Origin of the sequence: Bacteroides sp. PHL 2737 (genome assembly GCF_004115325.2) — a bacterium.
GTDB classification, from domain to species: domain Bacteria; phylum Bacteroidota; class Bacteroidia; order Bacteroidales; family Bacteroidaceae; genus Bacteroides; species Bacteroides hominis.
In genome coordinates this window covers 5,347,781-5,371,986 of record NZ_CP040630.1, presented here as the reverse complement: position 1 = coordinate 5,371,986, position 24,206 = coordinate 5,347,781, and the positions used below count along the sequence as shown (strand labels likewise).

20 protein-coding genes are annotated in these 24,206 nt (G+C 45.2%); 7 read left to right on the top strand and 13 right to left on the bottom strand.

Annotated features, from left to right (window positions below; translation table 11 throughout):
- Positions 1-57 precede the first annotated feature (57 nt).
- The 5 genes from DBK98_RS22350 to DBK98_RS22330 all read right to left on the bottom strand — a co-directional run bounded on the left by DBK98_RS22350 (position 58) and on the right by DBK98_RS22330 (position 7,184).
- Positions 58-3,144 (bottom strand): efflux RND transporter permease subunit, encoded by a 3,087-nt coding sequence (locus tag DBK98_RS22350; protein WP_032535446.1) that lies wholly within the window; start codon positions 3,142-3,144, stop codon positions 58-60.
- Positions 3,145-3,220: 76 nt separating this feature from the next.
- Positions 3,221-4,459 (bottom strand): efflux RND transporter periplasmic adaptor subunit, encoded by a 1,239-nt coding sequence (locus DBK98_RS22345; RefSeq protein WP_022011676.1) that lies wholly within the window; start codon positions 4,457-4,459, stop codon positions 3,221-3,223.
- 170 nt (positions 4,460-4,629) lie between these two features.
- A complete protein-coding gene (locus DBK98_RS22340) occupies positions 4,630-5,034 on the bottom strand; it encodes a DUF6769 family protein (protein WP_005781232.1) in 405 nt (134 codons plus the stop codon).
- 124 nt (positions 5,035-5,158) lie between these two features.
- Positions 5,159-5,434 carry a hypothetical protein gene (locus tag DBK98_RS22335; protein ID WP_005781230.1) on the bottom strand — a complete coding sequence of 92 codons (276 nt, stop codon included), beginning with the start codon at positions 5,432-5,434 and terminating at the stop codon, positions 5,159-5,161.
- A 115-nt stretch (positions 5,435-5,549) separates the two neighbouring features.
- Positions 5,550-7,184 carry an ABC-F family ATP-binding cassette domain-containing protein gene (locus DBK98_RS22330; RefSeq protein WP_032535445.1) on the bottom strand — a complete coding sequence of 545 codons (1,635 nt, stop codon included), beginning with the start codon at positions 7,182-7,184 and terminating at the stop codon, positions 5,550-5,552.
- Between the two features lie 116 nt (positions 7,185-7,300).
- On the opposite strand from DBK98_RS22330, the gene DBK98_RS22325 reads away from it, so the two are divergent.
- Entirely contained in the window at positions 7,301-7,699 is a 399-nt protein-coding gene (locus tag DBK98_RS22325) for a response regulator (protein ID WP_005781227.1), read from the top strand.
- Between the two features lie 78 nt (positions 7,700-7,777).
- On the opposite strand, the gene DBK98_RS22320 is transcribed toward DBK98_RS22325, so the two are convergent.
- Together DBK98_RS22320 and DBK98_RS22315 are read right to left on the bottom strand one after the other, a co-directional pair.
- Positions 7,778-10,027, bottom strand: coding sequence for an inorganic phosphate transporter (locus DBK98_RS22320; RefSeq protein ID WP_005808257.1), 2,250 nt, complete (start codon positions 10,025-10,027; stop codon positions 7,778-7,780).
- A 65-nt stretch (positions 10,028-10,092) separates the two neighbouring features.
- Positions 10,093-12,168 (bottom strand): RNA degradosome polyphosphate kinase, encoded by a 2,076-nt coding sequence (locus DBK98_RS22315; protein WP_005808256.1) that lies wholly within the window; start codon positions 12,166-12,168, stop codon positions 10,093-10,095.
- 56 nt (positions 12,169-12,224) lie between these two features.
- Here DBK98_RS22315 and DBK98_RS22310 point away from each other — a divergent pair, with 56 nt between their 5' ends.
- The 3 genes from DBK98_RS22310 (at position 12,225) to rfbB (ending at position 14,918) form a co-directional block, all read left to right on the top strand.
- On the top strand, positions 12,225-12,716 hold the full coding sequence (locus DBK98_RS22310) for a metallophosphoesterase (RefSeq protein ID WP_005808255.1): 492 nt from the start codon (positions 12,225-12,227) through the stop codon (positions 12,714-12,716).
- Between the two features lie 179 nt (positions 12,717-12,895).
- A complete protein-coding gene (gene rfbA / locus DBK98_RS22305) occupies positions 12,896-13,759 on the top strand; it encodes a glucose-1-phosphate thymidylyltransferase RfbA (protein WP_005808254.1) in 864 nt (287 codons plus the stop codon).
- Between the two features lie 19 nt (positions 13,760-13,778).
- Positions 13,779-14,918, top strand: coding sequence for a dTDP-glucose 4,6-dehydratase (rfbB, locus tag DBK98_RS22300; protein ID WP_005821615.1), 1,140 nt, complete (start codon positions 13,779-13,781; stop codon positions 14,916-14,918).
- On the opposite strand, the gene DBK98_RS22295 is transcribed toward rfbB, so the two are convergent.
- Complete coding sequence (locus DBK98_RS22295; protein ID WP_005808253.1) at positions 14,915-15,811, bottom strand: 1,4-dihydroxy-2-naphthoate polyprenyltransferase; 897 nt, start codon at positions 15,809-15,811, stop codon at positions 14,915-14,917. The genes rfbB and DBK98_RS22295 overlap by 4 nt on opposite strands.
- A gap of 101 nt (positions 15,812-15,912) precedes the next feature.
- Here DBK98_RS22295 and DBK98_RS22290 point away from each other — a divergent pair, with 101 nt between their 5' ends.
- Positions 15,913-16,968: a metallophosphoesterase gene (locus tag DBK98_RS22290; RefSeq protein WP_032535449.1), complete on the top strand. Its 1,056-nt coding sequence runs from the start codon at positions 15,913-15,915 to the stop codon at positions 16,966-16,968.
- On the opposite strand, the gene nadD is transcribed toward DBK98_RS22290, so the two are convergent.
- From nadD to DBK98_RS22265, 5 genes are all read right to left on the bottom strand, one after another.
- Positions 16,940-17,530: a nicotinate (nicotinamide) nucleotide adenylyltransferase gene (gene nadD, locus DBK98_RS22285; RefSeq protein WP_005808251.1), complete on the bottom strand. Its 591-nt coding sequence runs from the start codon at positions 17,528-17,530 to the stop codon at positions 16,940-16,942. The genes DBK98_RS22290 and nadD overlap by 29 nt on opposite strands.
- A gap of 32 nt (positions 17,531-17,562) precedes the next feature.
- The gene (gmk, locus tag DBK98_RS22280; protein ID WP_050503154.1) at positions 17,563-18,177 is read right to left on the bottom strand and encodes a guanylate kinase; all 615 of its coding nucleotides are present in this window, start codon (positions 18,175-18,177) and stop codon (positions 17,563-17,565) included.
- Between the two features lie 12 nt (positions 18,178-18,189).
- Positions 18,190-19,068 carry a YicC/YloC family endoribonuclease gene (locus tag DBK98_RS22275; protein ID WP_005781209.1) on the bottom strand — a complete coding sequence of 293 codons (879 nt, stop codon included), beginning with the start codon at positions 19,066-19,068 and terminating at the stop codon, positions 18,190-18,192.
- A gap of 630 nt (positions 19,069-19,698) precedes the next feature.
- Positions 19,699-21,327: a hypothetical protein gene (locus DBK98_RS22270; RefSeq protein WP_032535444.1), complete on the bottom strand. Its 1,629-nt coding sequence runs from the start codon at positions 21,325-21,327 to the stop codon at positions 19,699-19,701.
- Positions 21,324-22,631 carry a sensor histidine kinase KdpD gene (locus DBK98_RS22265; RefSeq protein WP_032531952.1) on the bottom strand — a complete coding sequence of 436 codons (1,308 nt, stop codon included), beginning with the start codon at positions 22,629-22,631 and terminating at the stop codon, positions 21,324-21,326. The genes DBK98_RS22270 and DBK98_RS22265 overlap by 4 nt, the downstream gene beginning before the upstream one ends.
- Positions 22,632-22,807: 176 nt before the next feature.
- Between DBK98_RS22265 and tsaB the strand changes: the two genes are divergently transcribed.
- Positions 22,808-23,497, top strand: a complete 690-nt coding sequence (tsaB, locus tag DBK98_RS22260; RefSeq protein ID WP_005808245.1) for a tRNA (adenosine(37)-N6)-threonylcarbamoyltransferase complex dimerization subunit type 1 TsaB — start codon at positions 22,808-22,810, stop codon at positions 23,495-23,497.
- Between the two features lie 49 nt (positions 23,498-23,546).
- Positions 23,547-24,164 carry a DUF4290 domain-containing protein gene (locus tag DBK98_RS22255; RefSeq protein WP_005781202.1) on the top strand — a complete coding sequence of 206 codons (618 nt, stop codon included), beginning with the start codon at positions 23,547-23,549 and terminating at the stop codon, positions 24,162-24,164.
- Positions 24,165-24,206 lie beyond the last annotated feature (42 nt).

Genomic DNA, 24,206 nt, shown 5'->3' with positions numbered 1-24,206 from the left:
CACAGAGTTCCACATCTGTGGTGCATGATGACACACTCTCAGGAGTGAGGCCTTTTATTATTTTCTTTTTCCGTTCATCATCAGATAAACAATTGGGATAATAAATCCGTTCAGGAAAGTCGACGTCAACAGACCGCCCAGGATTACCTTTGCCATCGGACTTTGAATTTCGTTACCGGGCAGACTTCCGCTTAATGCCAGCGGTATCAGTGCCAGAGCGGACGAGAGGGCTGTCATTACAATCGGGTTCAGACGGTCGAGTGACCCACGGATAACGCTGTCGTATACTCCCAATCCTTCTACCTGTTGCAGGTGGTTGTAATGGCTGATAAGCAACATACCGTTACGTGTGGCGATACCAAACAGCGAAATGAAACCGATGATGGCCGGGATGCTGATTTCTCCCGTTGTGATCAGCAAGGCAAACACACCTCCGATCAGTGCCAGAGGCAGGTTTATCAGGATGACCGCCGACTCCTTCACGCTGCGGAACTCATGATACAGCAGCAAGAAGATCACTACAATGGACATGAATGAGGTCAGTGCCAGAGTGCGGCTGGCTGCCTGCTCGCTTTCAAATTGTCCGCCGTATTCGATGTGATAACCTTCGGGGAGCTTGATTTGTTCGTCCACCTGCTTTTGAATATCATTTACCACACTTCGCAAGTCACGATCGGCTACGTTGGCAGAAATGACGATTTTGCGTTTTACGTTTTCGCGGTTGATGGTATTCGGCCCCATAGCCGAAACTACGTCGGCAATGTAACTCAACGGCACTTTCTTTCCGTCCTGTGTGTCTACCATCAGGTTGCGTATCTTTTCGGCTTCGTCACGGAAATTGTTTTCCACTTTCACAATCAGGTCGAAGCTCTTACCCTGTTCGTATACTTGCGAAATCACTTCACCGGCCAATGCCACATTAATATATTCAGAGAATTCCGGCAGAGTAATGCCATATTTAGCCAGCATTTCCCGTTTGGGGGTGATCTTCAATTGCGGACGTTCGATCTGCTGTTCTACGTTCAGGTCGGCGATGCCCGGAATGTTGCCGATAGCCCCTTTTATCTGGTTGCCCAGAGAGAACATCTTGTTCAGGTCGTCACCGAACAGTTTGATGGCGATATTGGCTTTGGTACCACTGAGCATAGCGTCGATACGATGGCTGATGGGCTGTCCTATTTCGATATTTGCTCCGGTGATGGTACCTAATTTCTCTCGTACATCCGCCATCAGTTCGGTACGCGAGCGGTCTTTCAGTTCGAATGGCGCTTCTATTTCCGATACGTTCACACCTAAGGCATGTTCGTCCAGTTCGGCACGTCCGGTCTTGCGGGCCACTGTCTGTATCTCGGGGATGGATAGCAGAAGTTCCTCGGCACGGTGTCCCATCTTATCGCTCTCTTCGAGTGAGATACCCGGCAACGAACTGATGTTGATAGTGAACGACCCCTCGTTGAACGGCGGAAGGAACGAGCGTCCCAAAGTGAAGAAGAATCCCAGAGCGATGATGAATAGCCCGATGGTGCTTCCTAAAGTTACGCGTTTGTGGGATAATACCCAAGTCAGTGCTTTTTCATACCCTCCTTTCATCCAGCGCGCTACGAGGGCCTCTTTCGGGAGTTTGTCCCCTTTGTCTTTACCCAGCAGATAAGAGCAAAGTACCGGGGTCAGTGTCAATGCCACTATCGTCGAGGCAAATAATGCTACGATGAAGGCAATGCCCAGCGGAACCAGCATGCGTCCTTCCATACCGGAAAGGAAGAAGAGAGGCACAAAGCTGACGACAATAATCAGCGTAGAGTTCAGGATAGGCATACGAACCTCTTTGGAAGCGTTGAATACCACCTGGATAACCGAAAGGCGTTCACTCTCGGGCAGGAGGCGGTTCTCACGCAACCGTTTGTATACGTTTTCTACATCGACAATGGCGTCGTCCACCAGCGAACCGATGGCGATAGCCATACCTCCCAGACTCATGGTATTGATGGTCAGTCCCATGAAGTGTAAGGTAAGGATGGAGACAAGCAGTGAGAGAGGCAGTGTCACCAGTGAAATGACCGTAGTCCGAACATTGGCAAGGAACAGGAACAAGACGATGACTACAAAGATGCCGCCCTCAAAGAGTGACTTCTTTACATTGCTGATGGAGCTCTCGATGAAACGGCTCTGGCGGAAAATGTCGGTAGATACCTTTACATCCGGTGGCAGATTCTTTTGCAGGTCTTTCAGTGAAGCTTCCAGTTTATCGGTCAGTTCCAACGTACTGGTGGAAGGTTGTTTGGTGACGGTCATCAGTACTGCGGGTTTTCCTCTTTCCGAGGCGGTACCCAGTTTGGGAGCTTTCGGGCCAATCCGGACATCGGCTATGTCTTCCAGCAGTACGGGTACGCTATTGATGCTTTTTACCACTGCTTTGCCCAACTGATCTACTTTGGCGGTAGAAAGTACGCCGCGTACAATGTACTCGTTGCCATACTCGTAAAGTACTCCTCCGTTTGCATTCAGGTTCATTCCCTGGGTAACGGTCATCACCTCGTTCATCGATACACCGTAATGACGCATACGTTCCGGATCGAGTTGAATCTGATATTCTTTCAATTCACCTCCCAATACGGCTACCTGTGCTACACCTCCGGTAGAGAGCAGGCGCGGACGGATGGTCCAGTCGGCAATGGTGCGCAGGTCGAGCATGGAAGTCGAGTCGGCTGTTAATCCGACAATCAGGACTTCACCCAGAATGGACGACTGTGGTCCCAGTGTCGGTTTACCTACATTCGAAGGAAGTTCTTCGCCTACGATGGCCAGCTTTTCGCTTACAATCTGGCGGGCGAGGTATATGTCGGTTCCCCAGTCGAATTCTACCCATACGACAGAGAATCCGTTGGTCGAAGACGAACGTACACGGCGCACACCGGTGGCACCGTTTACGGCTGTTTCTACGGGAAAAGTCACGAGTTGTTCCACCTCTTCGGCTGCCATACCGTTGGCTTCGGTCATAATGACCACCGTCGGGGCATTGAGATCGGGGAACACGTCTACTTCGGTATGCATGGCGGTATAAGTTCCGCCAATCAGCAACAGTACCGAGGCTACAAGCACCAGGATACGGTTCTGAAGTGAGAAATGTATGATTTTATTTAACACAATATTCTTTATTTATAGTTTGTAACCTATGATTGCCGGACTTACTTCGATTGTAAATCTTCCAATCGTAAATCTTTTAATGTTCGTGACTGTGTGCAGGTATTGCGTTGCTTGCTGAAGCCAGTTTTACCTGATAAGCACCTTGGGTCACTACCCGGTCACCGGCTTTAACACCCGAAAGTATCTGTACGCTCTTGCCGTTATCGGCTCCGAGGGTGACTTCCTGTTTCTTATATCCTTCTTCATCCAGTTGCAGATAGACGAAGAATAGGCCCTGTTCTTCGGTTAGTGCGGTGCGTGGAAGCGATATCACGTTTTCCATGGGTGACGACAGCAGGTATACTTCAACGAACGAACCCGGAATGATGTCACCCTTATTGTCGAATTCGAAAGTGACCGGCACGTAAAATGAATTGTCGCCGGCCGATTTGCCGAATGACAAAAGGCGGCCGTTCAATCCTTTCAGTTCGTATACTTTATCATCATACGGTGTCTTGAAATTGGCCGAACCGATGGTGCGCAGAGACGGATAGTATTTCTCCGAAACTTCGGCTCGCAGGAAGAGACGGCGGTTCTGTGTAACGCTGACCAATGGCTGGCCGATGGTCACGTAATCTCCTTCTTTCACCAGGATATTCTTTACGAATCCGGCAATAGGGGAAACCACAGCCTGTCCGCCTGCCGAATGATTCTTGGCAAGTGCTTCATAACTGATACGTGCATTTTCATAATTTTGTTCTGCTTGTGCAAACTCTTTGTCGGATACTATTTTGTTTTTTACAAGTGCTTGCATACGCTCGTACTCCTTCTTGGATATTTCGTAGGCGATGCGGGCACGTTGTACCGGGTCGCCATCGGCAATGTTGCTGGATGAAATGGTCACCAATGCAGTGCCTTTGCCCACACTCATGCCCTCGGTCACTTTACCGCGAAAACTAACGACACCGGCCACAGTAGCTACCGCTACGGATTCATCTCCTTGTGCAGCCAGCACTTGCCCGCTCGTTTTTATCACTTGTTCAAAAGCTTCCGGTGCGATGACGCTTGTTTTCACTCCGGCTGCTTCAGCTTTTACTTTCGGCAGGATGATCTCGTCACTGTGTCCGGCTGCCGGTTCGGTACCTTGGCTGTGTTCTTCACCCTCGTGATCATGCCCTTCATGATCTTCGCCTTCGTGATTGTGGTTTTCACCTTCATGGTCGTGGTCATGTGCTTCTGTTCCATGGTCGTGGCCTTCGTGGTTGCCACCCGATTTACTGTTGCAGGAACCCAGGATAAACAATCCGAGGATTCCCATAAAGATAAGTTTCTTCATGATGATATAAATTCTTTACTTTTGATGATTCTGGGAAGTATATCTGTGTAGGTTTTAAACCAAATGCCTTTGGTTTAAAAACAAGGCATTGTTGGTTTTAAAGGAATATCCCATTGATTTTAAACCAACGGTCAGTAGATTCCTAACCTTACGAAATAGGGCTTATAAGCCTATACAACAGGGTATGGAGGGGCACGAAGGCCGAAGGCACAGTTGATAACCGTGCTGTGAAGAGATTCCCGGTAGGCGTAATAATTCTTAATACGCCGCTCTTGGGGCTTGAATAAATTCTCTATGATAAGGTCCGTAAATAAGATGGCAGTAAACAGATAGTGAGGGCTGTTGTCTGCCTGTACGGATGGGGTTGGCGAATTGAGACGTGTCATACATCCGTCATTGCAGCACGAATCGTTGCCCGGATGATGATGGTGTCTGGGACACTGGGGTTCCGGTGTCACGTCGTTTTTCATGCAAATCACGCCGTTGGCATGGTGGTGATGGGGAATGACAGGTACCACCAGCATAATAATGCTGATGAAGAGCAGAAAAGAGAGTATGTACCGTTTATTCCTCATTCTTATTTTTATATTGAGCCACAAAGATAGTCTATCATCGGGTAAAAAACAAACAGTGTTACTTAAAAAACAAAAAGACAAGCAGATAACTACTTGTCTTTTCAGAAGAGAACGTCAGAAACGTTTATTTTTTCTTTCCTCCTTTGTCTTTGGTGCATTGGGCGTCTTTACATCCGGTTTTAGTTTTGCAATTGGCTTTTTCTTTGCATCCGTCAGATGTTTTCTTATCAGCTTCTTTTTTGCAACATGCTTTTTCTTCCTTTTTACAGCATGCTTTACCGTCTTTCTTGTCACATTGCTCTTTTTTGACTTCTTTCTTTTTCACGTCCTGAGCTTGGGCAGTAGTACCGGCCATACACATTGCTGCAACAAAAGCAGCACAGAAAACTAATTTCTTCATACAGTTTCTTTTTTAGTTGATTAAAATGGGGTTTGTACCTCTCTGTTTTAATTAAACGGGTAAAAGTTACCATATGTTAGTTATCAAATATTAAATAAGATAAGGTGCGGCAATTTTATTTCTCCAGCTCCCGCAGCGAATCCATTTTTTTCTTTTCAAGGAATTCATAAATGCCACACAGGTGTTCTGTTACTTTTTTGTTGCCAAATTCATATACCTTGGTCACCAGCCCGTCCAGGAAGTCGCGGTCGTGTGATACTACAATCAGTGTACTATCGAAATCTTTCAGCGCCTGTTTCAGAATGTCTTTGGTTTTCAGGTCGAGGTGGTTGGTCGGTTCGTCAAGAATCAGCAGGTTTACAGGTTCGAGCAACAGCTTGATCATGGCCAGGCGTGTACGCTCACCTCCCGAGAGTACCTTTACTTTTTTCATCGACTCTTCCGGTCCGCCAAACATGAATGCTCCCAGCAGGTCACGTATTTTATTACGTATCTCTCCTTTGGCCACGTCATCGATAGTCTGGAATACAGTCAGGTTCTCGTCCAGTAACGATGCCTGATTCTGCGCAAAGTATCCTATCTGCACATTGTGCCCCAACGTCAGGGTACCGTCATGTTCTATTTCGTTCATGATACATTTTACCAACGTTGATTTACCTTCGCCGTTTTTGCCGACAAATGCTACCTTATCTCCGCGTTCGACTGTAAGTGTGGCATTTCGGAAAACAACATGGTCACCATAGGTTTTACCTACTCCCTCCATAATGACAGGATAGTTTCCCGAACGTGGGGAAGGTGGAAACTTCAGGCGCAATGCTGATGTGTCTTCTTCGTCCACTTCCAATATTTCCAGTTTCTCAAGCATTTTTACACGGCTTTGTACCTGAAGTGTTTTCGAGTAGGTACCTTTGAAGCGTTCGATGAAGTCTTTTGTCTCAGCGATAAACTTCTGTTGTTCTTCATAGGCTTTCTGTTGCTGTTCGCGGCGTTCTTTACGCAATTCCAGGTATTTGGAATAGTTTACTTTGTAGTCGTAAATACGTCCCATGGTCACCTCGATGGTGCGGGTAGTAATGTTATCGACGAATTTTCGGTCGTGACTGATGACAATTACCGCCTTTCCGTTATTGATCAGGAAATCCTCCAGCCATTGGATGGATTCGATATCCAAATGGTTGGTAGGCTCGTCCAATAAAAGTACATCCGGCTTTTGCAATAAAAGTTTTGCCAGTTCGATGCGCATCCGCCATCCACCACTGAAGTCACTTGTTTGCCGGTGGAAGTCTTCACGCATGAATCCTAAACCGAGCAGTGCTTTTTCTACATCCTCTTCGTAGTTGGTGGCATCGATGGCGTAGAACTTTTCGCTGAGGGCCGACACATTTTCTATTAGCTCCATATAGCTGTCGCTTTCATAATCTGTGCGTGTTTCCAACTCTTTGTTCATACGTTCTATTTCGGCTTCCATCTCGTGAAGGTGGGCAAAAGCTTGCGCTGTCTCTTCGAAAACCGTCCGTCCGTCTTCTGTCATCAGGTGCTGGGGCAGATAAGCAATGACGCACTCTTTAGGGGCAGATATTCTGCCACGGGTAGGCTGGCGTACTCCTGCCAGAATTTTGAGCAAGGTACTTTTGCCGGCACCGTTTTTTCCCATGAGCGCGATGCGGTCTTTTTCGTTAATGACAAATGAAATATCGCTAAATAAAGTGGTTCCGCCGAATTCCACGGCCAATCCGTCTACTGAAATCATATCGCTTCTTTAAATTTTAGCCGCAAAGATAATCAAAACTATGATTTTTTTTTATACCTTGCGGGCTGAATCGAATAAGATTGAATGTAGAATTAAAAGTAAACCTATTATATAAAATGGAAAATGAAGAAATAAAAAGTCTTCGTCCTCTTATTCTTGTGGCCGAAGATGATGATAGTAACTTCAAATTGATTAAAGCTATTATCGGTAAAAAATGCGACATTCTATGGGCAAAGAACGGTGAAGAAATGCTGAATTTATACCGTGATCACGGAAAAGAAGCGTGGGCTATTTTAATGGATATTAAGATGCCGATTATGAATGGACTGGAAGCAACCCGGATCATTCGTCAACAAGGAGCTACCCTGCCTATCATCATGCAGACTGCTTATGCCTTCAGTTCGGACCGGGATAATGCCATCGAGGCCGGTGCAACCGAGGTGCTGGTAAAGCCCATTACGGTAAGTGCTCTCCGGAATTGCCTGAATAGTTATTTCCCCGAGATTAAATGGTAAGATTATATCCTCTTAAAATAAATAGGGCTGACTTCAATAATGAAATCAGCCCTATTTATTTTAAGAGGATATTTGTTTTCAGATTTCTGTTTCCATTTGGAATTTACGGCTTACCTTCATTAGATTGATCGTGTAAGTCACTACGTTTTGTGCTTCTTGAATCATGGTCAGATAAACCATGCTCACTTTAATACTGCCTGTTTGGCTCTGGATACGCTGTAACTCCTGGCGCTTCAGATGTGAGAGTTGTGAGTTCAGTTCGTTTGCACGGCGCAAATCTTCCTCAAAGTTATTGTAATTGTTGGTTTCTAACTTCTGGCGGCATTGCTGGATCAGATAGGTGATGTCCTCGGCTACATCTCCGAATTCACCTTTCTGGATGGCATCCAGCGGATTGAAGTTATTGTCGATATGTTCAAGGCAGGGCTCGCACAGACGGCTGATACTGTATACCAATTCACTGGCAAAGTCATTTCCCTGATAGTAATAAAGTCCTTTTTCAAGTACGGTGTTATTATCCAGTTTGCACATTGCTACAGTCCCGGTGCGTTTCATCTGTTTGATCAGTTGTTTTTCGAATTTGGTAGATCCCATTGCTCTGCGTAGTCCGCGGAGGTTTTCGTGTAAGAACGATGTGACGGTCAGTTCGAAGTTTTGTTCTGCATATTCCAATACTTTGCCCAGTTCTTCACGTGTGTGTTTGCGCATCAACGACAAGGCTTCGTGGCTACTTGTAGCTTGCATCAGTTGTTTCAGGGTTTCATTGCCTTTTTCCTTTTCTTTTTTCTTCTTGTATATCAACTGGCTGCGGATCAATGTGAATGCTGCCAGTCCGATCAGTGCGATGATGGCAATGCTGCCTCCGAAATGGATGATCATAGCAACGAAGAAACAGATGGTGAAAGCGGCTCCGGCTGTGATGAACCATCCGCCAATGACACTTAGCACACCTGTGATGCGGTAAACGGCTGAATCACGTCCCCAGGCACGGTCGGCAAGTGAAGTACCCATGGCCACCATGAAAGTAACATAAGTGGTAGAGAGGGGGAGTTTCAGTGAAGTACCCACGGCGATCAGAAGGCCGGCAAGTACCAGATTGACAGAGGCACGAACCAGGTCGAATGCTGCTCCGTCGGCTATGATGGCTTCGTCTTTGCGGAAGCGGGTATCCATCCAGCGTTTGGCGCTTTCGGGAGTAATACGTGAAATGCCGTTGGCAAGCGTGAGGCTGAAGCGTACCAAGGTACGTGCTATCGGTGTGCTTCCGAAGTTCTCTTCTCCTTCATCCTGGCGGGAGAGGTCTACTGAAGTCTTGATTACTGCATGTGCTTTTTTGGAGGTGCACAAGGCATATACCATGATGGCTCCGGCACCTATCAGGAAGTACCACGGTGTTTTGGCTGAACCCATCAGTGAGGTCATCAGGAAACCATCAGGACCTACAGCGGTTCCGTTAGCTGTATAATCCATAAAAGAAGAGTAACCAGCCAAAGGTACACCGATGAAGTTGACAAGGTCGTTACCCGCAAATGCCAATGCCAATGCAAAAGTTCCCAGCAGGACAACTACTTTGAATACATTTACTTTCAACCAGTGTAATATCTGCATCAGGATGGTAGAGATGACGAAGAAACAGCTTACCAGCATCATTGTATTTTCTTGTACCCACTGCTTGTTTTCAGAAGTCATGAACGAGCTGTCCTTCAATCCTTTTATTACCATGAAATAGATGATGGCAGTGGAAGCGATGCCACCGAACAGGGCAATGCTGTATTTCATCTTGTTTTTATAATTGAATGTAAACACCATACGTGCCAACCACTGTACAAGCATACCGAAGAAGAAGGCAATGGCAACTGAGACAAAGATTGCCATGATGACGGACAGGGCTTTGTCGGTGTTGATAAGATCTCCCAGTCCCAGCGTGTCGCTGTTGTGCACTTTAATCAGTGCCAGGGCAAAAGTACCTCCGAGAAGTTCGAATACCATCGAAACGGTGGTGGAGGTAGGCATTCCCATTGAGTTGAAAACGTCGAGCAGGACGACGTCCGTCAGCATTACGGCAAGCAGGATGCACATGATTTCGGCAAAGTAGAAATGCTCCGGTTGGTAGATGCCGTGTCTTGCAATGTCCATCATGCCGTTTGATAAGGAGGCCCCGATGAAGATGCCGGCACCGGCTATAAACAATATTGTTTTGAAAGATGCCGCCTTCGCTCCGACAGCCGAATTCAGGAAATTTACCGCATCGTTACTTACGCCGACCATCAAATCGAATACGGCAAGCACGAATAGGAAGATAATGATACATAGATAAATTGTCTCCATAAATGTGTATGTTATTTCTGGCTGCAAAGGACGGATTTTCGTATTGCAGAGAAATGTCATACATGTTACAGAAATGTTTCATTCTTCTCTTTAAGGTAATTATAAAAGGTATACTGTGCCCTGACCGGTGCAGCACTTGCTTTGAATTTGAATATGTTATTCAGCTTTTCGTCAACGAAGCAGGCCTTTTGATTGTCTGATAGCTGGATATGCAGCATGTCGACGATTTCTTCCCGTAATTCACTGTCGAGGACAGGCACCACGGCTTCTATTCGCCGGTACAAGTTTCGGCGCATCCAGTCGGGTGAACCCAGATATACTTTGGGATGTCCGGCGTTACCGAAATACCAGATGCGGGCATGCTCCAGGAAACTGTCTACAATACGGGTGACACGTATGTTACGGCTGTATTCCTGTCCGGGGATCAGGCAACAAATGCCCCGCACAATCAGGTCTATTTTTACACCCCTTTGTGACGCTTCATAGAGTCGGTCAATCATGATAGGGTCCTGCAAGGCATTCATCTTCAGAATAATCCTGCCGCCTCTTCCTTTCTCGGCCAGTTCGATCTCCTTATCGATCAATCGGTTTAGTTCGGGAATCAGATTGAAACGGGCCACGAGCAGCCGGGTGAACTTGGGATTTTCTTTACCGCGCAAGGTACGGAAGAGGTTGGTAAGGTCATGTACGATGACCGGATTGCTGGTGAATAATCCGCAGTCCGCATATAGCGTTGCTGTCTTTTCGTTGAAATTGCCGGTACTGATGTAAGCATAGCTGTGAATCTTTTCTCCGTTGAAACTACGGCGACGTATAAGGGCCACTTTGGCGTGAACTTTCAGTCCCGGTATACTATATATGATATTGATGCCGGCGGCTTTCATCATTTCGGCAGTGGCAAGATTATTTTCTTCATCAAAGCGGGCTTTGAGTTCTACAAATACCGTTACTTTCTTGCCATTCTGTGCCGCGGCAATCAAGGTATTGATGACAGCCGAATTTTCCGCTACCCGATATTGCGTCACCATGATCTCCCGGGTCTCGGGATCGTGCACGGCTTCGTAAAGGAAATGAATGAAATGGTCGAAAGAGTGGTAAGGGTAGTATAATAACAGATCTTTCTTTTCTACGTAACTGAAAATAGACTCCTTATCATTCAGCCGGTTCAGTTTCATCGGTACAGGTTTCTCCATCCGGGGAATAGAATGGCTGGGATTGGGCAGATGGCGCAGGTCTTCCAGATTCAGATGTTTGTCTCCCGGTACCAACTCTTCACGTTGGATTCGGAAGGCATCTACCAGAAAGTCCAGAAAATCGTCAGGCATGGCACGGTCATATACAAAACGGCATACGGCACCTATCTTGCGTTTTTTAATCTTTTTCTTTACTTGCTCCACCAAATCGACGCTGCTGATGGTATCGTCTATCATGATGTCGGCATCTCTCGATATCTTGATGCAATAACTACAGTCCACTTCGTAGCCCGGGAAGATGACACCAATATTGGCTTTGATGATATCTTCGATAAACATCAGGTAATAATATTTCCCATGTTTGGGCAGTTCGATGAAACGGGGCACTTTACTATATGGCAGTTTCATTACAAAGTATTGCAAATGGTTGGCATCTTCTTTCTTTGTGCCTTTCAGAAACAGGCGGACAGCCAGATAGAGCCGGTTGTCGCGTAGAAAAGAGATCACTTTGTCTTTGGATACCGGTACCGGTTGCAAGTAGGGAAATATCTCTTCGCGGAAAAAGTCTTTTACGAACTGCTGGTGAAAAGGCTCAACGTTACGGCTTTGGTAAAAGATGACATGGTTTTTGCGTAATGCAGGTATAATCTTCTTTTCATAAATGTGGATACGGTCTTCCAGTTGTCGGTTCACTTCCCTGTTGATTTCTTCCAGCAAAACCTTGGCTGACTGCTGGGATTCTTCTGATCCTTCTGTTACGCCGGAGGCAACAGCTTTGTGGTCGGCTACTCTGATTTTATAGAATTCTTCCAGGTTGGAAGAATAAATAGAGATAAAATTGATACGTTCGTAGAGTGGCAATCGATCGTTATCAGCTTCCAGAAGTACCCGGTAGTTGAATGACAGCCAACTGATATCTCTCTTAAAGTATTGGTATTTGTTTCCCATTTGCATATAAGGTTTGCCCAAATATAGTTACCTTTGCAGAGATAAACAAAGAAAGTATGACAAAAGTTGGTTTATTGTCCGATACACACGGCTGGTGGGACGAAAAATACTTGCAATATTTTGAAACTTGCGATGAAATCTGGCATGCCGGAGATATTGGTTCAGTGGAGGTAGCGCAGAAATTGGCGGCTTTCCGCCCTTTCCGTGCTGTGTATGGTAATATTGACGGGCAGGAAATTCGCCGTATGTTTCCTCAGGTGAATCGTTTTACGGTGGACGGTGCCGAAGTGCTGATGAAGCACATCGGGGGATATCCTGGAAATTATGACCCGTCTGTCAAGGGAAGCTTATTGGTACATCCACCTAAGTTGTTTATCAGCGGACACTCGCATATATTAAAGGTAAAATATGATAAGACACTGGACATGCTTCATATCAATCCCGGTGCTGCGGGAATGTCCGGATTTCATAAAGTACGTACAATGGTCCGTTTTGCCATAGATAATGGTGTGTTCAAGGATTTGGAAGTGATTGAACTGGCCGGTTAATAAATTTGTATTTTTATTTTGTCACGTCAGATTTCTTTCCGTTCTTTGTCACAGGTTTGAGAGATGTAAGCCATAAGCAATGTGCTACAAATTACAAGTAACTGTGCGAGAAACTTATGTATTGTTTATTACAGTATGTAACCTGTAACCTGTAGCCCGTAACTCATAATGTTCAAAATATGAAAGGAATTATTCTTGCCGGTGGCAGTGCCACCCGACTCTATCCGCTGTCAAAAGCCATATCGAAGCAAATGATGCCGGTGTATGACAAGCCGATGATATACTATCCGCTTTCTACATTGATGTTGGCCGGAATACGGGAAGTGCTGGTTATCTCTACTCCCCGTGACCTGCCGTTGTTCCGTGAACTTCTGGGTACCGGTGAGGAGTTTGGAATGTCCTTTTCATATCAGGTGCAAGAACAGCCGAATGGACTTGCTCAGGCTTTTGTATTGGGAGCTGACTTTCTGGATGGCGAACCGGGTTGCCTGATATTGGGAGATAATTTGTTTTATGGGCAGGGTTTCTCAGCCATGCTTCGCCGGGCGGCTACTCTTGAGAAGGGAGCTTGTATCTTTGGATATTATGTGAAAGATCCTCGTGCTTACGGAGTAGTGGAGTTCGATGAAAGTGGAAAGGTGATTTCGTTAGAGGAAAAGCCGGCTGTACCTAAAAGTAACTATGCGGTACCCGGACTTTATTTTTATGATGCCACGGTGACGGAAAAGGCACTTGCTCTGGAACCTTCTGTCCGGGGGGAATATGAAATAACTGATTTGAATAAATTATATCTCGGTGAGGGAACGCTGAAAGTGGAACTTTTCGGGCGCGGTTTTGCCTGGTTGGATACGGGAAACTGCAACAGCCTGCTTGAGGCATCCAACTTTGTAGCCACTATTCAGAATCGCCAGGGGTTTTATGTGAGCTGTATTGAAGAAATAGCTTGGCGTAACGGATGGATTTCTTCATCCCAACTGAAAGCTCTGGGCGAGAAGTTGGGAAAAACCGAATACGGTAAATATCTGATAGACTTAGCAAATTAATAAATCAATCATAAAGAATATGAAAACTTATCTTGTAACCGGTGCTGCCGGATTTATCGGTGCCAATTATCTGAAGTATATTCTGGCTAAACACAGCGATATCAAAGTGGTAGTGCTCGATGCACTGACTTATGCCGGAAATCTCGGAACAATTGCAAACGACATTGATAACGAACGTTGCTTTTTTGTAAAAGGTGATATTTGTGATCGTGAACTGGCTGACCGTCTTTTTGGTGAGTATAAATTTGACTATGTAGTTAACTTTGCTGCCGAAAGTCATGTAGACCGTAGCATTGAGAATCCTCAACTGTTCCTGATGACCAATATTTTGGGAACACAAAACCTGTTGGATGCGGCACGTCGTGCATGGGTGACCGGTAAGGATGAATACGGGTATCCTACCTGGCGTAAAGGAGTACGCTATCATCAGGTATCCACCGACGAAGTTTACGGTTCGCTGGGGGCTGAGGGGTATTTCCATGAAACAACTCCACTCTGTCCGCATAGCCCTTACAGTGCATCGAAGACCAGTGCCGATATGGTGGTTATGGCTTATCATGATACGTATAAGATGCCGGTGACCATCACCCGCTGTTCAAATAATTACGGTCCTTATCATTTCCCGGAGAAATTGATTCCGCTTATTATCAAGAATATTCTTGAGGGCAAGAAACTTCCGGTGTACGGTGATGGCAGCAATGTGCGCGACTGGCTGTACGTAGAAGATCATTGCAAGGCTATCGATTTGGTAGTTCGTGAAGGACTGGAAGGTGAAGTGTACAATGTGGGTGGACATAACGAAAAAACAAATCTTGAGATAGTGAAGTTGACCATTGCGACGATTCACCGCCTGATGTCGGAACATCCCGAATATCGTGAAGTATTGAAGAAGAAAGAAAAGAATGCCGATGGTGAAATCTCGGTTGACTGGATCAATGAAGACTTGATTACGTTTGTAAAGGACCGTCTGGGTCATGACCAGCGCTATGCTATCGATCCGACGAAAATCACCAATGCCTTGGGATGGTATCCCGAAACGAAATTCGAGGTGGGCATTGTGAAAACAATTGAATGGTACCTGAATAATCAGGAATGGGTAGAAGAAGTTACCAGCGGTGATTATCAGAAATATTACGAACGGATGTATAGCAAACGTTAACCGTTTATAATCAGTCCTATTGATAGTAGGATCCCCATAAACAGCATATTTCGCGAAGTTTCGCCCAATATGCTGTTTAGCTTTTTACCGCTGTGTATCTGTACCATCTTTCTCCAGGTCCGGATATGAAAAAACAGGTAAAACTGAGGCAGGAGAGTCGCATATAAATGTCCGCTGAATAAAAACCAGAAACAGAGCCAAGCGGCTATGATGCCGAGCAACAGATAGAAATATCTTCCGAAAGGTTCACCGAAACGAACTACAACCGTCTTTTTCCCGCTTTTCCGGTCGGCATCCCGGTCCCGGTAATTATTAACTACCAGTAATGTATCTACAATCAGTCCGCACACCAATGAAGCAACCGTAACGTCCGGTGTCCAGTTGAGGGCCTGTACATAATAAGTACCTCCTACCGGGACAAAACCAAAAAACACAATGACTAATACGTCTCCCCATCCTTTGTAGGATAACGGGTAAGGACCTGTGGTATACAGGAAAGCAAATAATACACATAGCGCACCTACAAGGATCAATTCCCAGCCGCCATATAATAGGAGGCTACAACCAATCAGGCAGGCGAGGGCTACTGTTATGAATATGCCCTTCTTCATGGCGTTCGCCGAAATCCAGCCTTGTGCACAAGCACGTTCCGGACCGAGGCGGTCTTCCCGGTCGGTACCTTTCAGAAAGTCAAATAAGTCGTTGATAAAATTGGCGGCAATCTGCATTAAGCCGGCAAACAAACAACAGATTAATGCCGGTATCCAACTGAATTTTCCGTCGGCATAAGCCAATGCACAACCAATCATTACCGGGGTAATGGCACCTGCCAATGTTTTGGGACGGGCAGCAAGTATCCATGCCTGTAACGAGTTCCGTCTTACTTCTTCCATTCTCTTTTTCTATATAATTCGTTTCAAGAGAACAAAGATAGGGCAAAAAAATGTATATTTTTGCTTTTTTGCCTATCTTTGCGCTCCTGATATTAGAGAATATGAAGAAAACAATATACTTATTGGCGGCACTTTTATTGCTGCTTTCGTCCTGTAAATCAAAGAAAAACCTGGTTTCTCCGATTGCCTGTCCGGTATTGAATACCGATTCCATTCGTCCGGACAGCTCCGATGTAGTGGCCCGGTTGTTTGCTCCTGATACTTCCGGACTCAAAAGACTTTCTGCCAGACGGAAAGCAGCAGAAAAGGGGCAGGTTGCCTCTTCCGGGATAACGCGTTCGATTCCGCCTGTTGTAGCCCGGGGAACAAATATCACCAGTTCTGCTGTCAGTGTATCTTCTGTTTATCCGGGGATCGGCCGGGTGAAAAGATACGAGTTCACCCATCGTGATGTTCCCGAAGCCTTTGATGGTTTCCGTATCGCCTTTATTTCGGACTTGCATTATAAAAGCCTTTTCAAGGAGAAAGGGCTGGAGAGTCTGGTACGTTTGCTTAACGCACAGCATGCCGATGTATTGTTGATGGGAGGTGATTACCAGGAAGGGTGTCAGTTTGTACCCGAACTTTTTGCGGCATTGGCTAAAGTGAAAACACCGTTGGGTACTTATGGTGTGATGGGAAATAACGACTATGAACGTTGTCATGATGAGATTATCCGTGAAATGAAGCGTTATGGCATGCGCCCTCTTGAACATCAGCTTGACACGTTGAGGCGCAATGGTGAGCAGATTATTCTGGCCGGTGTACGTAACCCGTTTGATCTTGCCAATAACGGTGTTTCTCCTACTCTGTCCCTCTCTCCGGCCGATTTTGTGATTCTGTTGGTACACACTCCTGATTATGCCGAAGATGTGTCTGTCGCTAATTCTGATCTGGTGCTGGCCGGACACACGCATGGAGGGCAGGTACGTATTTTTGGCTATGCTCCCATCATTCCTTCGCATTATGGCAGTCGGTTCCTGACAGGATTGAAATATAATTCAGCTAAAATTCCGATGATTGTAACCAACGGGATCGGTACTTCAAACAAGAATATCCGTATTGGAGCACCGGCCGAAATTGTGATGATTACATTACATCGTTTGCGGAATGAATAGCTTTGATTTTCGTGTACACAGCCGGGTGAAGGAAATAGCGCACATCTTTTCCGGCAGCCAGAGCTTGACGGATAAAGGTGGAACTGATTTCGAATATCGGAGAATGCGCTAAGTGTACGTTCGGGGGTAGTTGTGAGGCATCTACCGGAAAACCGGGACGAGGATAAACGAGTATTTTATTTTCTGAGACAATACGTTCCGATTCGAACCATTGGTCAAATACTTTCCAGTTGTCAGAGCCTATAATCAGTTGGAATTCCCTTTCGGGATATACTTCTTTCAGACGGTTGAGTGTGTGGACTGTATAGGAGGGACGAGGTAAATGAAATTCAAAATCGGATGCACGGAATCGTGGATATCCTTCAATAGCAAGCTGTACCAGTTGCAGGCGCAGCTCGTCAGACCATAAATCTGCTTGCTTTTTGAAGGGGTTGTGCGGAGTGACCATAAACCAAACTTCATCCAGCCCTTCAAACTCGCACAGATAGTTGGCAAGTGCCAAGTGCCCGATGTGTATCGGGTTGAAAGAGCCGCTGAAGATTCCGGTTTTAGTTTTTTCCATATGCTATAATCACAAATAAGAGAACACAGATCTTATTCCGCATCGATACCCAAAAACTCTTTAATCACTTTTAATGCCTGTGCCTTGGCTGTTGCCAGGTCATCATTGATGATTACTTTGTCAAATTTCGGAGCGAAACTTAGTTCATATTCGGCTTTGGCTATTCTACTCTCAATGACCTCGGGAGCATCTGTGCCACGCCCGATCAGGCGGCGACGTAACTCCTCGATACAAGGGGGCTGGATAAAAAGTGAAAGTGCACGGTCACCATAGAATTTTTTTATGTTACAACCGCCCACCACATCTACATCGAACACTACGTTCTGGCCGGCAGCAAGCTGTTTCTCTACCTGTTCTTTTAAAGTTCCGTAAAATCGATCGGTATAAACTTCCTCGTATTCCAGAAATTCATTGTTTGCAATGCGTTGGCGGAATTCGTCGGGAGTGAGGAAAAAATATTCTACTCCATGCTTTTCATTTCCTCGTGGCGGACGGCTGGTAGCTGAAATGGAGAATGCAAGATTCAGCTGCTGGCCCAACAAATAGTTTATAATTGTCGACTTGCCCGATCCGGAAGGAGCAGAAAAGATGATGACTTTGGCTTCACCCTTTTGAGGTGGGGTAGTTATTTTTTCTGTTAAATTCATAATCTGTCGTTGTTACATCACATTCAGCACTTGTTCTTTGATCTGTTCCAGCTCATCTTTCATCTGTACCACAATCTTTTGCATTTCAGCATGATTCGATTTGCTGCCGAGCGTATTGATTTCACGTCCCATTTCCTGAGCGATGAATCCCAGCTTTTTACCTTGTCCGCTACCGTTTTCAAGGGTACTGATGAAATATTTCAGGTGGTTGCTCAAGCGTTGTTTCTCTTCATTGATGTCGAGTTTCTCGATGTAGTAAATCAGTTCCTGTTCAAGACGGTTTTTATCATAATCTACGCTCAGTGTTTTTTCCAGCGCATCTGTGATTCGTTCTTTAACTTTATCCACCCGTTCTTTTTCATAAGGTGTTACCGATTCAAGTAAACGATGAATGTTTTCAATCTTTTCACGGAACTTCTTTTCAAGGGCGGCACCCTCCTGCTTACGGAAATCTACTAAATGTGAAACAGCTTCCTTGACGGTTGCATATACTATTCCCCATTCTTCCTCACTTAACTCCTGTGTTTCGGTACGTGTCATCACGTCCGGCATGCGGAGCAGAGTCTGAAACCAGTCAGTGGGTACTGCAATGTGGAGGTTTTCGGAGATAGCTTTGATTTGGTTATAATATCCTTCTACCAATACCTGGTTGATGGGAGTGGCGGCTTCTGCGCACTCTTTCTTTTCCACCCAGAGGCTGAAGTCAACTTTTCCACGTTCCAGCACACGTGCAATTTCATTGCGGAGTTCCATCTCTTTTTCACGGTATGCCGGTGCGATTCGTGCCGACAAATCCATCGCTTTACTATTGAGCGATTTTATCTCTACATTAATCTTCTTATCGGGAAGTTCGGCAGTTGCTTTGCCATATCCCGTCATGGATTGTATCATATTACCAAAAGTTTTGTGCAAAAATACGGGATAATTTTAAGATAACCGCTGTAAATGGATAAAAAAGACATTTTGTTTAATCGGGCGGCACGGCTCTTTCATTTAACAACCGTCTTCCTCCCATACAAAAAACACGTTTCGATCTTCCATCTTCCACCTTTTAGAGTGCATATCGTTGATTGTGAGATGTGTATATTGGTGAAAGATGCGGTTTTTATGCCATTTATCTTCCACCCCTATCTTCCATCTTCCACCCGCTGTTTTAGGGGGTGTTTCAGCAGTAACGGTTTGGAAAACAAATGGATATGTCCAATTTCTTATCCGTTAATCTCTCTAAAAGCATTTCATTTCCCTTACTCTCTTTAGTGCAAATGGTCGGATCTTTATCTCAGTCCGGGCATGTGGGCTCATCGGCCTGGGTATGCGGGCTCATCAGCCCGGGTATGTGGGCTTATCAGCCCAGGTATGCGGGCTGGGATAAAGAGTTGTATGACAATGGTTAATCTACTACACTTCTCCGGTAATAGCCGGCCGGATTCTTTCTTAAAAAAGAAACAACGAAGCGCTGCTTCCGCATCGTTGTGTGCGAATGGAGGGTTTTGTGGGGGGGACAAGGGAGGAAGGCGGTTGTTAAATGAAAGAGCCGTGGTCCGGCGGAGCATCTTTTGCTTCTGCCGAACTTTCGTGGTAGGCCTTTTCGAGCATTTCATCCAATAGCGAAGTCAATTGCTGGCAGCTCTCTTTTATCTGTTCCGAACATTCTGCCTTTTGGGTGGGCGAAAGTGAAGTGCCTACTATCAGTTGAGTCTGTTTGTTGATGTGATTGAGAGGAATGTGCACATCGTTATACATCGACCGGATGAAGTTCGATTGCATTCGTTCGCTTTCCTGAGCCTTTTGGGTCTGGCGTAGCAACTCTTTTTGTAGTTTGCGGGTACGTTTCAGGTTGATTGAAAGATAAACAGTAAAGCCGATGACAACGAAAGTCAGTAGGATGGTACTGTAAAAAGCAATGTTCCTGATTCGGGTAATAATGTCCGCTTTTTCCAGTTCCAGTTGTGCGACTTCATTTTTTACCTGTATTTCTCCAAGTTCGCCGAGTTGTTCTTTACGGGTCAGTGAATCGGCCAGAAACATAGCCCGGTCGTAAACCTGACAGGATTCTTCGGCACGTCCCATTTCCCGGAGTAATTTGGCTTTGGTCTTATAGTGAGTCACCGAGGCCGTATTGATAGCCTTACCGGTTTCTACCATCTGGATCAGTGAATCACAAAAGGCGAGTGCTTGTGGATATTCGCCCAGACTACTGAAATAACTTTGACTTAAATCGTAGAAAAAAAGTTTATTGCGTAACAGGGCATCTCCTTTTCCGTGACGGACGTAGTTACAATAACGCAAATAATATTCATGTGCTTTCTGTCGCCCTATCAATTGATGGTTTAGCATCAGTTGCTGGTAGCACAGCACATATAAACTGTTTTTGTAGAAGTAAGGGCGCCGGTGGATTACATCTTCCCGACTGAAATATTCATCCAGTCTTTGCAAGTACTGGTTAGATACTTCCATCAGGCGTTTGCTGTCTTTCAGACTGCGGTAACTCACGCTTAGCATGATATATAGATTGCCTGTAAAGTTTTTGCGGGCAGTAGGTGGAAAACCCTCTGCCAAATTCCATCCTTCTTCCCAATAGGGGAGGGCATTTTTATAATCTATATTTTCGGTCATAGCCATTAACAGATAATGGATCACTCCGGTGAGGAATAGACGTTCGGCCTTTTCATAAGGCGTTTCCGACTCTTTCCGGTCGTTCAGTTCCTGCTGTATCCGGTTGCAGACTTTTACCCTTTCTTCCCGGGGAGCAAGTTGCAGGAGCCGGGCTTTATAAGTCATTTTGTAATAGGTGGCAAGTCCCTCTTCATCTGAGTTTTCCAGCAACTTTTCTGCTTCGTTCAGCAGAAGGGTAAGTGAATCTTTCTTTTCCGGATCCTGCATATAGTGAATGGTGAGTGTGCTGAGAGATGCGCCGATGGCCATTTTATCGTCCGCTTTCTTCCCTTCGGAATAAAGTTTCCGGGCGATTTCCAATTCATCGGGTGAGGAATCGGACAGGTCTAATATATTGATTAGTAATTCGGCACGTTGAGTAGGCTCTTTCGTTTTTTGCAGTATGTTTTGTAAACTGTCCTTGATCGAAGGGGCGGCTTGGGATATTGTTACAATGAATAGCAATATAATCCAGATGTAGTATTTCTTTTTCATTTCTTAGCGTTCTCCATCGGTAGGGTAAATATAAAGCGGGATCCTTTCGTATACGTCTTGTCAATGTAGATATCTCCTTGCATGTGCCTGATGATCAGTTTACAAAGGTAAAGTCCCAATCCGCTTCCTTGCCTGAAAGTATCCAGTTTGGTGAAGCGCCGGAAAACATATTCGTGCTTGTCCGTCGGTACTCCACATCCCGTATCTGTAACACTGACCATCAGCATCTTCCGTCTGCTGTCTTTCCGGCAACTGAGATTGATGAACCCCTGAGTCGTAAACTTATTGGCGTTGTTCAGCAAAGCCCGGAGCAATAAGCTGAGATATTGCGGGTGGGCATAGACTTTATAATCGTTCTCCGGTAAATTGAGTTGATAATCTATTTCCGGTTTTCCTTCCGTTTCTTCCAGATATTGCATTTCGAGACGGCAATAGTGGTTTATTTCTATAGGTTTCAGTGTGAGACTTGCTGTCAGGCTATCCAGATTGGCCACTTCTACCAGGCTATGGAGCAGTGAGGTGAGCAGACGGGTGTTTTCCTGAATAATAAGCTGGTAATCCTTTTGTTCTTCGGGAGTAGAGAAGTCATCGCTTAATATTTCGGAGAAGCCGTTGATAGAATTGAGTGGTGTACGTATTTCGTGACAGATGGATTTGATAAAAGATGCTTTCACCTCTTCGCTCTCCTGTGCTTTGATGCTCTGTTGCAATACCTCTTTCTGAAGTCTTTGAGTCTTGGCCAGTGTCTGGTAGTAATATAAGCTGATGCAGATAGCTATGAACAAGATGCATAGGGCAAAGATGAAAGCTACCTGACGCTTTTCTGACTGCAAATTTATTTTTTCAAGTAATAATGTATTTACATCATGTTTCTGGCGGAGGGAGTCGACCTGTGCACCATACTCTTTCTTAATTAGTGAGTCGGAAACGATCATTGATCGGTCGTAGGCTGCGCAAGCCTCTTTATATCGGTGAAGACAACGCAACAGATGCCCTCTGTTCTGGTAAATTTCGACGATGTTGATGTTTTCCGGAGCTTTTCCTGCTTCTATGCTGCGGATTAGTGAGTCATGCCGTGCGAGTGCTTTTTCTTTTTGTGCTTGAGTGAGTGACAGGTAACAACTGTCGGGAAGGAACTTCCCCTTTGCAGATGTACCGTAGTCACTGTACTTTTCTGCCGGGCTGTCATTTGACAAAACGGCAAAATGCTTCGTTTCGCTTGATTCTGTAGCTTGTACGGTCGTCGGGATACCTGCCAACTCTACAAATAATAACAGCATTATATAGTAGCATGCCTGTTTCATCTCTAATTTTAAAACTTGTTATATTTATCTTTTGCTTGTATAAAATAGTCTGCTAAAGTACGCAAAAACTTAATTTAATGCAATGATTTTGAATGGAAATGCGCTTTATTTATATCTCGGTGCGGTAATCTGAAAATAATCATGTAAATTTGCGTCAATTTAATAATCTGATTATTATGTCGTGTATCCTACATATTGAAACCTCTACCGCCGTTTGTTCGGTAGCTGTGAGTGAAGACGGGCAGAATATTTTTGTGAAAGAGGACCTTAAGGGGCCTTCACATGCCGTTTCGTTGGGAGTATTTGTAGATGAAGCATTGTCTTTCATCGATAGTCATGCTATTCCGTTGGATGCGGTTGCCGTCAGTTGCGGTCCCGGATCGTATACCGGATTACGTATCGGTGTTTCAATGGCAAAGGGCATTTGTTACGGGCGTAATGTCCCGTTAATCGGTATTCCTACACTGGAGGTACTGAGTGTACCGGTATTGCTTTATCACGAATTGCCCGAAGACGCACTGATTTGTCCGATGATCGATGCCCGGAGAATGGAGGTATATGCGGCTATATACGACCGTGCGCTGAATGTGAGGCGTGAGATTTCAGCCGACATTGTAGACGAAAATTCTTATCTTGAGTTTTTAGAGAAGCACCCGGTTTATTTCTTTGGGAACGGGGCAGCAAAGTGCCGTGAAAAGATTACGCATCCCAACGCGCATTTTATTGACGACATCCATCCATTGGCAAAGATGATGTTTCCACTTGCCGAAAAAGCGATTGCTATTAATGATTATAAAGATGTGGCTTATTTTGAGCCCTTCTATCTGAAAGAGTTTGTGGCTTCCCAACCCAAGAAGTTACTTTGATACTTTTCAACCCTTTGGATTTTCTATTTTCAAATTAAAATTTAACTACATGCAGTATAATACTCAACAGAAAAGAATGCCGCTGCCCGAATATGGGCGCAGTATCCAGAATATGGTCGATTTTGCATTGACTATACAAGACCGTTCCGAACGCCAGCGTTGTGCCAATACCGTTATCAATATCATGGGTAACATGTTTCCTCATTTGAGAGATGTACCCGATTTCAAACATAAGCTGTGGGATCATCTGGCCATTATGTCAGACTTTAAGCTGGATATAGACTATCCTTACGAGATTATCCGCAAGGACAATCTGGTGACTAAACCCGATTCGATTCCTTATCCGAGCACTAAGATCCGTTATCGCCACTATGGCCGTACACTGGAAGTGTTGATTAAAAAGGCATGTGAGTTTCCGGAAGGGGACGAAAAGAAGAATCTGGTAGCCCTTATCTGCAATCACATGAAGAAAGATTATATGGCTTGGAACAAAGATACGGTGGACGACCGGAAGATCGCTGAAGATCTGGCTGAATTCTCAGGAGGTAAATTGCAGATGGATGACGAGATTTTGCGTTTGATGTCTGAACGTATTGCCCAGAATTATCGTCCGCGTACGAATAACAACAATAACCAGAGAAATAATAATCAGAGAAGAAAATTCTAAGCAAGGAGATTATTATCATTAATCATTAACCACTAATCACCT